The organism is Maribacter litopenaei, from assembly GCF_025244665.1.
Lineage (GTDB): Bacteria > Bacteroidota > Bacteroidia > Flavobacteriales > Flavobacteriaceae > Maribacter > Maribacter litopenaei.
Genome location: NZ_CP104205.1, coordinates 702,954 through 716,918, shown reverse-complemented (window position 1 = coordinate 716,918; position 13,965 = coordinate 702,954). Strand labels below are relative to the sequence as shown.

Genomic DNA, 13,965 nt, shown 5'->3' with positions numbered 1-13,965 from the left:
ATGCCAAAATGCTTGGTCTTACTTATTCCCCCAAGATATAATATTTAATCCTAATTGAAAAGATGCATAATTGCTTGCCGCAATGTTCCTGTAGGAAAGGAGATTATCTGCTATGGCATATAGATTTACCGGATCAGCCTGTAGATTAAGGCCGAACCCTATGTTCGTGAAACTGAACTTATCTGCGGTATAGGTTGCCTTTAGTGCCATTATATTCCCAAACCTTCGCATATAGAAGCCTGTAATGGCAGCTTGCGAATCACGAGGCCTGTTAATCAAAAACAAATGTCCACCGACCGAATTCCTATACGCCATTCTAGGCTCATTAGAGCCTGAAGGATCAGTTGTACAGTCACAATCTTCGGATGACCCCAAAGGTTTTCCAAAATCGTAACGCAACGAGGCGTTAACCTTTGTAGGCCTAAAGGTCAGATAGCCGTTATTCGTCTCCTGAAAGGGAATCAGTTCCTCAATTTCGTCAACCAAATCCTGCCAGTAGTCGCGGTTTAAATTGGAAAGCTCGCGCAGTACGTTTATTTGAATACCTTCAGAATTAGCAGTCCCTGCTAAACTGTAGTTTTGCGTATCTCCCCCATGATAAATGAAGCCTAAATCAAGTACACTGGCAGTAAATACGGTTTGTTCATTTACACGATACGAAAATCCCAAATCCAATCCTAGTCCAAGGTCACCTCCGAATAGTGCCCTTTTCACTAATGTGTTGGATACAGTTCCATTTTCAGAGGCATCGTCCAATTGACCAAAACCTGATGTTCGTAATTCAAGGTCAGCACTTAGGGTTGTGTTTAGAATATTATTTTGTCCTTCTGTATTTAACAAGTATCCGCTATTTCTTGTGGAATTGTAATCCATTATGCCCGAATATATCTTCCCCCTAGCACCTATGGTCAGGTTTTTGTCCACCTTCTTATTAATTCCCAAATGATAGACGGTTACCAATGACCCTCTTGTTTTTAAATCTCCAAGGTCAAATTTTCTATCCAGTTGATCCGCATTGCCGTCGAAAATTAATTGGGCATAATCCCGTGGCCAATACGTAATATTGTCAAATTCCAAGTAGGCTCCACCAGAATAGAAAATATTGGGATTTGAACTCCTAAAACCAATGTTTAAAAGCTCCATTTGCACATTACCGCTGAATTCATTCCGTGGAACCATGCCATTCACCATTCTATCACGTACCTTGTCATTGATGTCCAATCCATCCTCGGCAAAAATATCGTTAACTGAAACACCATTGATCCCCAAATAACCTGAAATACCAGAGATAAAGGGAACGCCGAAATACCACTTAAAATCGCTTTCCACCCCGGGATTTACCATCAAGGATTGCGGTATTTCATTAAAATCGTACAATATCTGCTTATTCTGTGCACTTAGAAAATTGCACACCAATACTGTAAAAAGGGTAATGGATACTAATCGGTTCATTTTACCCTGACCATGAATTTAGCACTGGAACGAAGTACAACTGCCGGATCCGGCAAACTAGAGGTACTGGTATTATCCCCAAGATTTACGGCACTTAGCCTGATCTGGGAGGTATTCCTTAAAATATCCAAACTTTTATTAATGCCACCATAGGCAACTACTCGGGTTAAAAGGGCCGTTGGCGCGGCTTCCATCCGGAAAAATTCGCTATCAAGGACATCACCGTTTGCGTCCAGGAATTCTATGGTAATTTCAATTTCCTTGCTCGTCGTATTTTCTAGTTCGTAGGTTATTGAACCCTCTAGTACCCTTTCGGCAAAAAGATCTTCCTCAAAAGCATCAAAATTAAAATCCTGGGAAAAGAAACTTAGACCCGTAACCCTGTTGATAATCGATTCCTGTGTTTTTATATAGAAAATACTGGTCTCTAGAGTCGGGGTGATTGTCAGATCATCGTATTGAGAAAAGTCCTGCTTATCAGAACAGGATAATAGGAACGTTACGGCTATACAAAGAAAAACTGCGTTTCTTAACAAAAGCATCCTTTGGAAATAATTACGGGACGAGAAAATCTACACCCTATTTATAAAAGTTATAACTCTATAAATAGGTTTTTATTTCCTTAAGTTGTTTGATAATGGGGGCATGTTCGTGTTCCGGATTCCCATGTGCATTAAAATGTAAGGTATGGAAACCAACAGACTTCGCACCAAGAATGTCCGCTTCCAAATTGTCACCGATCATCAAAGATTTCTGTGGATGGACCTTTGCCTTGTCCAAAGCTAGTTCAAAAATTATGGGATTGGGCTTCTTTACCCCTGCCATTTCAGAATCTACAATATGTTCAAAATAATGATGAATACCGAGAATTCAATAACTTCTTTTCCTGTATTTCCTGAAATCCGTTCGTTATAATATGAAGGCGATACCTAGGTCTAAGATAATTCAATACCTCAACGGTATCTCGGAAACAGATGGTTGTAGGAAGATAAATGATTGATGTATTCATTGGACAAACTATGAATCACCCCATCTGAAATGTCCTTCCCCAATTGGTCGAAAACCGTTTTTAAACGTTGATATCGAAGCGCATCCTTAGTGATTTTCTCTTCCCGATATAATTTCCAGTAAGCCAAATTCGTGGGGACATAGACGTTCAAAAAATCACGTAGCGAAATATCAATATTATGTTCTGAAAGTATTTTCTCAAAGGTCAATGATGAGTTTTTTTCAAAGTCCCAAAGTGTATGGTCCAAATCAAAAAATATGTCGGTGACCACATTCTTAAACATGGTACTTTGTTAGTAATTGATGATATACTTCCTTCCAATCAAACGTATGGTCAGAACCCAATAATTCGTTGGAAAATACGGAGATAAAGGTACCCTTTACCAATTTTATTTCATTGTAAATAGCGTCCATTCTCTTTTCCAATTCCCGTTTCTTGCTTATTTCGCGGAGTGCATAATCGTGGAGCACGAAAGGAAAAACCTTTATTGGTTGTTGCACTTCCAAAGGTATATCATAGAACTGGAAAGGTGTACATGTCCCAGCCCTAAATCCAATTTGGTGACTATAACCCATAGTGAAATCATCTGAAAATTCTGCAGCTATAAGATTTCGATAGGTTTCGGGCACGTCTACTCGATTATATCGCATCCTTGAATAATTTACCGGTCTATTCACAACATTTTCCAAATTCTGTTTCTCATTCTTCAACAACTCCACATTGTTGAAGGAACTGTAGGATGCCGCCAAGGCTACAGTGGAATAATCACCGATATACTTGATCAATGACCTAAAATTATTACTATTTGTAGATACATTTTTATCGTATTTTGAATAATTGGCAAACTGGAAGAAGAAGATACTTTTTATTTTCAGTTCTCTATGCCAGTCGATCAAGGTGGAAAAATTATCAAAAGGGTCTTTTTTGATATTTAGACCAACCGCTATTCTTTCTATAAGTCTTTTAAACCTAAAAGTTCCTAAATCCAATAAAAAACCGGCAGCCCCTCGAATAATACCCCTGTTGGCATAGCAGTGGGAGGTGGTGACGTCGACCAATGACAAAAACTTGTATTTTAACGGACCTTGCACCAAGCTCGGAAACTTTTCCTTTAAAATCACGAACAATTTCATGGCCCATATATCAACTACTGGGCGTTCCAAAAATTTGTGCTCATAAGCCAAACTACCTTTGGAGGGAAAACGACCATGTGAATCCTTTACATGTGGCAAGTATTCCTCATACCTACTGATAAGATAAAAAGACGCGGCAAAAATATCGAATGGTACGTTGCTTCTTTCCCCCGCAAAGAAAAAACAAGGAACATTGTCCCAACTCATTACGTTAATCTCCACGTCACTTACACCCTGTTCAAAAAGAAGGTCATGGCTTCGGACAAAAAATTCGTTTTGTAAAGGCTGTTTGGTATAGGTTATTTTTTCGTTTTTGTGTTTTATGAAATCCTCCACCTTGGTGGTAAAACCAATTTCTATACCCAAAATTTTGGTAAATACCTGCTTCATGGTGTATGTTAAGCGAGGTGTAATTTTATGGGTATAGATTAATAACATTTACAACAACTGATTATCCGCGAAACTAAAGTATTCCTTTTGGGTTATGATAAGATGGTCCAACACACGAATATCCAAAGACTCCGAGGCACTTTTAATTTTTTGGGTTATTTCTTTATCGGCCTGACTTGGCCTTAACGTTCCCGAAGGATGGTTATGTGCCAAAATCAATGCAACCGCCCCCAACTCCAAACACTGCCTCATGATAAGACGTACATCCACCAAAGTCCCTGTGATACCACCCTTGCTTAACTGAGCTTTGTGTAATACTTTATTGGAGTTGTTCAAATAAAGAATCCAAAATTCCTCATGCTGGAGATCTCCCATTACAGGTTGCAATACTTCAAAGACGTCATTACTACTGCCAATTTTTTCAATCTTCTTGGAATCTTCCCCCCTACGCCTTCTACCCACTTCCAAAGCTGCGGCAATACTAATTGCTTTGGCCTCCCCTATTCCCTTGAACTTCATTAATTGTTGAATGGAAAGTCTTCCTAGCTCGTTCAAATTGTTATCCACGGAAGCCAAGATTCTTTTGGAAAGTTCAACGGCGCTCTCATCCTTACTACCAGAACCAATTAGTATAGCTATCAATTCCGCATCGGAAAGTGCTGACCGACCTTTATTAATTAGCTTTTCCCTTGGCTTATCGTCTTCGGATCAATTTTTAATGGAAAAGGAAATGGTTTTTTCTTCCATATCTCAAATATACAGAACTAAAAAGTTCAAGCCTTTATCAAACTTTATTAGAAGTTTTATTCATTTACGAGTCTAATTCTCTTCTTCTGCCTGCTCCTTTTTTTGCTCAATATGATGTCTCGGTATCCAATATTGTTCGGTCTTCCTGATTGATTACATTCGAAATACCTATCATAAAGGCTACCAAAAAAGTATGAAAGATTTTCCTAATGAATACTCTTGCCCTGTAAAAAATGGATGTCCGATACTTTTTCCACATTCATTTTCCTGAGCAATAGACATACCAATAACAATTAACTGACAAATTAACAGTAAATAGCTAATCATCAGTCTTCTATACTGTTTTTCAATTCTCCCAAATCCGAGACCACCATAATTTCCGGAACTCATCAACAAGAGCGTAGAATCCCGATAATCTTTATTTTTAATAAACTGATGAAAGGAATCCGCTTCAGTAAAAACCTTTAAATCATTTCGAACAAAAGCATCCATAATTTGTTCGGTAGTGACTTCCTTTAATTTCTTAATGGCCACGGATTCGGTAGGAAGAAAATAACAGCTTCATCGGCAGCATCCAGTGTCCCCTTATATTCCTTTAAAAACTCCGGATTAAAACTGCTGTAGGTATGCAATTCCGGACAGGCAACAAGCTTTCTATTTGGATATTGTTCCTTCACAGCTTTTGTTGTGGCCATTACTTTGCTGGGGGAGTGTGCAAAATCCTTGAAGGCAACACAAGACTTACTTTCTGCTATTTTTTCCAAGCGTTTAGAGGCTCCCTTAAAAGAAGCTATCGCTTCATAAAAATCATCTTCGTCCACTCCCATATTCTGACAGATCCATTTGGCCCCGGCAAGATTACTTAGATTGTGCTTACCAAATACAGATATGGGCATGGGTCCTTCCGAGGTGGACAACATAGTTTCCCCGTCTACTACCTCATATTCCGGAGTGTGGTAAGGTAGTTTTCTAATTTGGTTTTCAGAAGCTTCCACTACCCTTCTCACTTCAGCATCCTCTTCATTGTATGTAATACTTCCTCCCTCTACAATACTATCTACAAAAATCCGAAACTGATCTACGTAGTTTTCAAAAGTGGGGAATACGTTGATATGGTCCCATGCGATTCCACTAAGCAAGGCAATATTAGGTCTATATAGGTGAAATTTTGGTCTTCTGTCTATGGGTGATGATAAATATTCATCGCCTTCTAGAATCATAAAGTCGTTCTCTTCCGTTAAGTGTACCATTCTATCAAAACCCTCCAATTGGGCTCCTACCATATAATCTACGGGAATCTGATGATAGTTTAGCACGTGCAAGATCATGGATGTAATGGTCGTTTTGCCATGGCTACCGCCTATTACAACCCTCGTTTTGTTTTTGGATTGCTCGTATAGAAATTCAGGATATGAGTATATGGTCAAACCGAGCTCTTGAGCCCGTACTAATTCAGGGTTGTCGGCTTTGGCGTGCATACCCGTAACAACGGCATCCAAACCTTCATGAATCTTCTCCGGAAACCAACCGAATTGACTTGGTAGAAGTTCCTTGGACTCCAATCGGGATCTAGAAGGTTCAAAAATAACATCGTCGCTACCAGTAATTTGGTAACCCTTATCAGCTAAAGCTAAGGCTAAGTTATGCATTGCACTTCCGCCTATGGCAATAAAGTGTATCTTCATTATCCTAAAATATGGGGTAAAGATACATATTGACGGTAGCAGCACAAATCATTTTAGATCCTGTAATATTCTTTTTTACCTTAGAAGTAAAATCATAATAAAAAATGAGCTTAAACCTGGAAAGCATAGCATCTAAAGAAATCATGCCCGGCTATCATGGAAAAATGGTGCATGCGGAAACTATGAGTATCGCTTATTGGACTGTAGATAAAAATGCCGAAGTTCCGGAACATTCCCATATGCACGAACAGGTCATGCACGTTTTGGAAGGTACTTTTGAGTTTACATTGGATGGTAAAACCAACATTTATAACGCGGGTGATATTGTAATTATAGGATCGAACAAAAAGCATAGTGGGAAGGCATTGACACCATGCAAGCTCATGGATGTATTTTGTCCGGTAAGGGAGGAATATAAATAAACCCCCTTGCCCCCAAATGGGGAACTAAATTCAAGTTCAAATTCAAATATCAAGTTCAAAAATGATATAATTTACTGATATAGAATCTAGGACGTGATGTTCAAATTGATTTTCCTTATAACTATAGACTTTTAACTTATAACTATTAACTAAGAATGAACATATCACTTCAAGGAAAAAAAGCATTGATCGGCGGAAGTAGCGGAGGCATTGGCAAGGCCATTGCCATGCAATTGGCGGAAAGTGGGGCCAGTGTGACCCTAATGTCCCGAAGCGAGAATAAGCTGAAGGAAATAGTTGCCCATTTACCAACTGATAAAGGTCAAGCACACCAATACTTGAAAGTCGATTTCTCTGACTTTACATCGTTCCAAAAAATAATCGAAGACTATTTCGATAACAATTTTGTAGATATTTTAGTGAACAATACCCAAGGACCCACTGCAGGCACTGCATTGGAAAAGAAGGTTCAGATTACCAGGAAGCCTTCGATCTACTCTTTAAGACTGTCGTACTTACCACGGAACTTGCCCTTAAAGGAATGATAAAAAATAAGTGGGGCCGCATCATTAATGTTGCCTCGGTATCTGTGAAGGAACCACTACCCTATTTGGCACTATCCAATTCGATCCGCGCTGCTGTAGTTACATGGGCCAAGACCCTTGCCTCGGATGTTGGCAAGTACCGGATTACCGTTAACAACTTACTTACGGGTTATTTTGATACGGATCGTATAGCGCAGCTTAATGCCAAAAAAGCGGAACAAATGGATATTCCTGAAAGTCAGGTGCGTACCGAAATGGAACAAAAAGTTCCACTGCAACGTATTGGCGACCCCTTAGAATATGGCTATTTAGCTACTTTTTTAGCTTCCGACAAAGCAGCCTTCATCAGTGGAACGAATATCCCCATTGACGGTGGGCTCTTAAAATCACTGTAGTTTTTTGTCAGTTACAAAGCATAAATAGGTTGTTTACGAACCCAAAAGGATCGTATGCTCATTTTTCATTGATAGCAGTAACTGTTTGGCACACTTTTGTTGTGTAATTTTAGTATGATGAAGAAATTTTCTATAATCCTAAGTATACTTCTGTTCTCACAGCTTATAAATGGTCAAGAGGCTAATATGCCCTATAAAGAACTTTGGAACCAGGTGCTGAAGTTGGAAAAAGACCAACTTACCCGAAGTGCCTATGATTTGGTCCAAAAAATCTATCAAAAAGCGGAGAGTGATCGAAACGAAGTCCAACGAATAAAGGCCCTTTTATTCTCCTCAAAATATGCACTCATTTTGGAAGAGGATGCCCAACTCTCCGTTATAAACAAGTTTAAAACTGAAATTGAAAAGGCATCCTTTCCCACAAAAAACATCTTGGAAAGCTATCTCGCCAATCTCTATTGGCAGTATTTTAAGCAAAACCGCTATCAATTCTACAATAGAACGGCCACCGAAACCAAGGTCGATTCGGTCGATTTTAGGACGTGGGACCTAAACACCTTGTTCAAGGAAATAGATTTGCACTTTCAAAACGCTTTGTTGGATTCAAATGCACTCCAAAAAACCGACCCCAAGGAATTTAAGGAATTGATCGAGACCGAAGAAGGTTCGGAAGTATATAGACCGACATTGTACGACCTTCGGCCCATGACGCGCTTATTTTTTACAAATCCGATGAAAACAGCATAAGCAGACCTGCCGATAAATTTGAAATCGATGCTCCGGACTACCTGTGTGATGCCTATTCTTTCACACAACTGGATATCCCCAATCAGGATGCCACTTCCTTGCAGTCAAAGGCCCTTAAACTATTTCAGGAACTGGTTTCCTTTCACTTTTCGGACACCACGTTGGAAGCCCTGACCCTGGTCGATATCGAACGGTTAAATTTTATCCATGCCAATGCAGTTTTCCCGGATAAGAATGACGTTCGGAGAAAGTACTTATAGAAAGTGCCGAAAATATTCGGCATCATGAATCATCGGGACTATACACCTACGAACTGGCCAAACTATACAAAACCCAGGGCGATAGGTTTACCCCGGATGAAACTCAATACCGATGGAAATTAAAGGAGGCCATCGCCCTTTGTGATCAGGTCATAAGCCAACACCCGGATTCCAGGGGAGCACAACAATGTACATATCTCAAATCACAGATCCTGGCACCATCCCTGCAACTGCAAACGGAGAAATATATTCCCGTTGCGAAGCCCGCCAAGTTATTGGTCAATTACAAAAATAGAACGTCTTTGGATCTGCGTGCCTATCCCATTTCTGCCAAGCAGTGGGAAGACCTCAACAACCTGTATCCGGAAACCGAAAAACTGGAATTCATACAAAAACTGGAGCCATTAAAGGAATGGTCGGTCAACCTGATAGACGAGGGCGACTATCAGCAACACAGCATAGAAATTCCCATGCCGGAACTTCCTAACGGCCGTTATCTCATTCTGGCCCTTCCCAAAGAGGACGAGGTTAACAGTTTTGCCTACAGCGAGGTTCAGGTTACCAATTTGGCATTGCTGCAGACCACTACGGATAAAGAACACCTTTTTCAAGTGGTGGATCGAAATAACGGGGCCGCTAGAGCCAGTGCAAAAGTGACCTTTTACCTCCGGAGCAACCTGATTTTATCCAATAGCAAAAGTTATACTACCGATAAAAACGGATTTGTTCGCATCCCTTTGGGCGGCAAAAGTATGTCCGTTGAGCATAAAATAGTGAGGTACAAGGACGATCAGGCGCAATTTGGAAGTACCTACATCCGGAAAAAAAATAGGCAAAACAACGGATCGGATGTGGTCTCTTAAAAGCTTTTTGTTCAAGGATCGAAGCATTTATAGACCGGGCCAACCGCTCTATTTCAAAGGGGTGCTGATTAAGCAAAGTGAAAATAAATCTTCCCTGGTAACCGAGCAAAAGGTAACGGTTGAATTATTCGACGCCAATGGCCAAAAGGCATCGGAATTGGAAGTGCAAACGAATGAATTCGGCTCCTTTCAAGGTACCTTCAACATACCGAGATATGGGACTTACGGGACAGTATTATTTATCCGTCACCGGACCTACCGGACTGGTACGGGAATACAGTTATTTTTCGGTCGAAGAATACAAAAGACCCAAATTTGAGGTCGGTTTTGAACCCATCACCGAGGTATTTAAAGTAAACGCTTCCGTTACCTTAAAAGGCAATGCTAAATCCTTTGCGGGTAGCAACATCACCGATGCCAAGGTTGGTTATCGGGTAACGCGAAGTGTCAATTACCCCATTTGGTTTTCGTGGCGAAGAGGACCTAGCCATTGGGGAGAAACTCAAGAAATAGCCCATGGCGAGCTTTTAACGGACAATGAAGGAAATTTCAACATCGATTTTAAGGCCCTACCGGACCTCAAGGCATCCAAAGAAAATCTTCCTGTATTTTCCTATGTAATCACTGCCGATGTAACCGATGTCAATGGCGAAACGAGAACGGCTACCACCACGGTCAACGTAGGCTATCACGCCATGACGGCCAACATTCTTTTGAACGAGTCACTGATCAAGGCAAATGCCGAAAATACGATCATAGTCACTACCCAAAACCTCAACGGACAAAAAGTATCCGCCAAGGGATTTCTGAAAATGTACAAATTGAAAGCTCCCGAATATGTGCTCAGGCTCAGACCATGGGAAGCACCGGATTATCATTATTGGAGCCAATCTGATTTTAAGAAACTTTTTCCCCATGAAGCCTATGGGCAGGAACATTCGGTCGAATCTTGGGAGAAGGACAAGTTGGTCTTTGAAACCGAATTTGATACCGGAAAAAGTGAATCCATCGAACTACCGAATCTTAAAAAATGGGAAACCGGCAGTTACCTCATTGAAGTGGAAAGTACTGATGCTTTCGGTCAGCAGGTCACCGCCAAAACGACTGCAAAATTGATGGATCCTAAGGCAAAGTCGCTTCCGGACAATCAACTATTCCACGTAGAAACCAACCAGCGGACCTATGAAAATGGTGACATGGCAGAGATCACCTTTTATAGCAACGTAAAGGATGTGAACATTACCTATTGGGTGGAAAAGGACGGTGAGCGCATAAAGACCAATATCCTAACCGTGAAAAAAGATTGTGAATCCATCAGCGTTCCGGTAACGGAAGATGATTTGGGAGGTTTTGCCGTTGGCTACAGTTTTACGGCCTACAATTCCTTCCATTCGGGAACTGTTCTGATACCCGTGCCCTACCCGGACATGGAGCTGCAAATTGAGACCGGTACGTTTCGGGACAAAATATCCCCCGGAACCGATGAAACCTGGAGTTTTAAAATAAAAGGACCTAAGGGCGAAAAGGTTACGGCCGAATTACTGGCGAGTATGTACGATGCCTCCTTGGACCAGTTCGTTTCCCATGATTGGTACTTTAATCCGTTGTATAGACCCACATACTATTCACGTTCCTATGTTAATGCCTATTTGAGCTTTGGTAACGAAAATTTTAGAGATTATTTCAATCCAAACGGGTTTTATAAGGAATATACGGATTTACAATTCGACCAATTGGAGTGGTTTGGGTTATCATTTGAAAGACCTCAATTATACCTATATAGAGAACGTGCTTCCGATATTAGAATGCAAAGTAAATCGGAAGCCCCTATGGCGATGAACGATGCTTTGGAGGCCGATGCTAGTTTTGAGGGGGAGGCTTTAGAAGAAAGTGTAATTGTAACTGGTAGTAACGCCGAAAACTCAAAACCTAGGGAGGAAAACGACAACAATCCTGATTCTAGGGATGTCATAATCCGTGAAAACCTTCAAGAAACGGCCTTTTTCTTTCCGCAATTGACTACGAATGCCGAAGGGAGTGTTTCCTTCAATTTTACCACGCCCGAAGCCTTGACCCGCTGGAACCTCCAATTATTGGCCTATACGAAGGATTTAAAATCGGCGACCAAAACCCTATCCACCGTAACCCAAAAGGACTTGATGGTACTCCCCAATCCCCCACGTTTTCTACGAGAGGGCGATACTATTACCCTGAGCACAAAAATCACTAACCTATCCGAAAATTCCTTGGAAGGGATGGGTCAATTGGAACTCACAGATATCCTCACCGGAAAGCCCATAGATGCGGCACTCAGAAATATAGAAAAACAAAAACCCTTTAGTGTGGGGGCCAAGGGAAACACCCAAATTTCCTGGACCTTGACCATACCCAAAGGCGTTCAGGGCGTACAATACAAAATCGTAGCAAAGTCGGGTACGTATAGTGATGGTGAGCAAGGTGCCCTACCCGTCCTTACCAACAGGATGTTGGTTACGGAAACCCTGCCCATGTGGGTGCGAAGCAATGAGAACAAAACCTTTGTTTTGGAGAAGCTGAAAAATGTTTCCTCAAAAACGCTCGAGCACCAGAAATTGACTTTGGAAATAACTTCCAACCCAGCTTGGTATGCCGTACAGGCCTTACCCTACCTTATGGAATATCCCTACGAATGCAACGAACAGACTTTTTCCAAATACTATGCGAATACCTTGGCCAGCCATATCGCAAATGCCAATCCGCGAATCAAACAGGTGTTCGACCAATGGGCCAACTCCGATGCCCTTTTGAGCAACTTGGAGAAAAATCAGGAACTCAAGTCGCTTTTGATCCAGGAAACGCCATGGCTCAGGGATGCACAATCTGAAACCGAGCAGAAGAAACGTATCGGACTTTTGTTCAACCTGAACAAAATGAGAAACGAACAGGAAATGGCCCTACGGAAGCTTGAAGAGGCCCAATTGCATTCGGGTGGCTGGCCCTGGTTTAATGGTGGTAGGGAAAATAGGTTTATTACCCAACATATCGCCATTGGTTTTGGGCATTTGGAGAAACTCACCGGTTCAAGCTCAAACTCAAATTCAAATGCAAGTTCAATGTTGAAATCTGCCATTTCTTATTTGGATGCCGAATTTGTTACCGAATACGAACGCATGAAAAAGTATTCCAAAGATCTTTCCAAGACCATTTAAGTCCAAATCAACTACATTTCCTGTACATGCGCAGCTTTTTTAAGGACATAAAAACCTCAAAAAAAGTATCGGAAATCATGGAATACTATTTGGGTCCGGCCCGCACATACTGGACCAATAGAAATTTATATTTCAAAGGTTTGATTGCGTTGACATTGTATCGGGCCGGAGATGAAGCATCGGCCCAAAAAATCCTTCGTGCCTTGGAGGAAAACAGTGTGAAGTCCAAGGAATTGGGCATGTACTGGAAGGAAAACACGCCCTCTTGGTATTGGCATCAGGCACCCATTGAAACACATTCCTTATTAATCGAGGCTTTTTCTGAAATCGGGAACGACACCAAAATCATAGACAAGCTAAAAGTTTGGCTGTTGAAAAACAAACAGACCAATCAATGGGAAACGACAAAGGCAACGAGCAATGCGGTCTATGCACTCTTATTACAAGGGAGCGATTGGCTGTCCGTCACCGATGCCGTTGATGTGAAAATAGGATCTGAAACCATTGACCCAAAAAAGCTAGAAAGCGTTCGGGTAGAAGCTGGCACCGGATATTATAAAACCTCTTGGAATTCACAAGAAATCAACCCCGAAATGGCTACGGTAAACATTAAGAAGCAGGGAGAAGGTATCGCTTGGGGCGCTTTATATTGGCAATATTTTGAGGATTTGGACCGAATCACCCCAGCAGGAAAAGAGGCTGGCAAGGCCTTGGAAGTGAGGAAAAAACTCTTCCTAAAAAAGAATACGAACAATGGGGAACTTCTGACCGAAATCAAGGAAGGTAACCAACTGAATGTGGGCGATTTGGTTCGGGTACGGATCGAACTGAAATCGGACCGGGATATGGAGTTTATTCACCTAAAGGATATGCGTGCCGCCGGGTTTGAGCCGGTAAATGTGCTATCCCGATTCAAATGGCAAGACGGTTTGGGGTATTACGAAAGCACCAAAGATGCCAGTACGAACTTTTTCTTTGACTTCATGCCCAAAGGTGTGTATGTTTTTGAATACGACCTTAGAGTAAATAATACAGGAAATTTTAGCAATGGCATTACGACCATCCGGAGTATGTACGCTCCTGAATTTACAAGTCATAGTGAAGGAATTCGGGTTAAAGTAGAATGATT

At 41.3% G+C, this 13,965-nt stretch carries 6 protein-coding genes and 4 pseudogenes; 4 read left to right on the top strand and 6 right to left on the bottom strand.

The genetic code is table 11. The annotated features are described in order from the left end of the window. Positions 1 to 18: 18 nt before the first annotated feature. From NYZ99_RS03655 to NYZ99_RS03630, 6 genes and pseudogenes are all read right to left on the bottom strand, one after another. Positions 19 to 1,452 (bottom strand): DUF5723 family protein, encoded by a 1,434-nt coding sequence (locus NYZ99_RS03655; protein ID WP_260573572.1) that lies wholly within the window; start codon positions 1,450 to 1,452, stop codon positions 19 to 21. Beyond that, entirely contained in the window at positions 1,449 to 1,988 is a 540-nt protein-coding gene (locus NYZ99_RS03650) for a hypothetical protein (protein ID WP_420845180.1), read from the bottom strand. Before NYZ99_RS03650 ends, NYZ99_RS03655 begins: the two co-directional genes overlap by 4 nt. Before the next feature lie 64 nt (positions 1,989 to 2,052). Then, positions 2,053 to 2,744, bottom strand: a pseudogene (locus tag NYZ99_RS22770) (YjjG family noncanonical pyrimidine nucleotidase). Continuing rightward, entirely contained in the window at positions 2,737 to 4,032 is a 1,296-nt protein-coding gene (locus NYZ99_RS03640; protein ID WP_476738692.1) for a polysaccharide deacetylase family protein, read from the bottom strand. Before NYZ99_RS03640 ends, NYZ99_RS22770 begins: the two are co-directional and overlap by 8 nt. Next, a pseudogene (gene radC, locus NYZ99_RS03635) lies at positions 4,033 to 4,731 on the bottom strand (RadC family protein). 345 nt (positions 4,732 to 5,076) lie between these two features. Beyond that, positions 5,077 to 6,416, bottom strand: a pseudogene (locus NYZ99_RS03630) (UDP-N-acetylmuramate--L-alanine ligase); the annotation flags it as partial. A 104-nt stretch (positions 6,417 to 6,520) separates the two neighbouring features. On the opposite strand from NYZ99_RS03630, the gene NYZ99_RS03625 reads away from it, so the two are divergent. The 4 genes and pseudogenes from NYZ99_RS03625 to NYZ99_RS23155 all read left to right on the top strand — a co-directional run bounded on the left by NYZ99_RS03625 (position 6,521) and on the right by NYZ99_RS23155 (position 13,963). Then, positions 6,521 to 6,838 carry a cupin domain-containing protein gene (locus tag NYZ99_RS03625; RefSeq protein WP_260573568.1) on the top strand — a complete coding sequence of 106 codons (318 nt, stop codon included), beginning with the start codon at positions 6,521 to 6,523 and terminating at the stop codon, positions 6,836 to 6,838. Positions 6,839 to 6,993: 155 nt separating this feature from the next. Beyond that, positions 6,994 to 7,383: an SDR family NAD(P)-dependent oxidoreductase gene (locus tag NYZ99_RS21220; RefSeq protein WP_338039287.1), complete on the top strand. Its 390-nt coding sequence runs from the start codon at positions 6,994 to 6,996 to the stop codon at positions 7,381 to 7,383. Continuing rightward, entirely contained in the window at positions 7,293 to 7,778 is a 486-nt protein-coding gene (locus NYZ99_RS21215; protein WP_338039486.1) for an SDR family oxidoreductase, read from the top strand. The genes NYZ99_RS21220 and NYZ99_RS21215 overlap by 91 nt, the downstream gene beginning before the upstream one ends. Before the next feature lie 117 nt (positions 7,779 to 7,895). After that, positions 7,896 to 13,963 (top strand): annotated as a pseudogene (locus NYZ99_RS23155) (alpha-2-macroglobulin family protein). The last annotated feature ends 2 nt before the right edge of the window (positions 13,964 to 13,965 follow it).

What these genes read in the sequence shown, in the direction of transcription:
- NYZ99_RS03655 (WP_260573572.1), bottom strand. Translation starts at nt 1,452, where the DNA reads ATGAACCGATTAGTATCCATTACCCTTTTTACAGTATTGGTGTGCAAT.
- NYZ99_RS03640 (WP_476738692.1), bottom strand. Translation starts at nt 4,032, where the DNA reads ATGTTATTAATCTATACCCATAAAATTACACCTCGCTTAACATACACC.
- NYZ99_RS03625 (WP_260573568.1), top strand. Translation starts at nt 6,521, where the DNA reads ATGAGCTTAAACCTGGAAAGCATAGCATCTAAAGAAATCATGCCCGGC.
- NYZ99_RS21220 (WP_338039287.1), top strand. Translation starts at nt 6,994, where the DNA reads ATGAACATATCACTTCAAGGAAAAAAAGCATTGATCGGCGGAAGTAGC.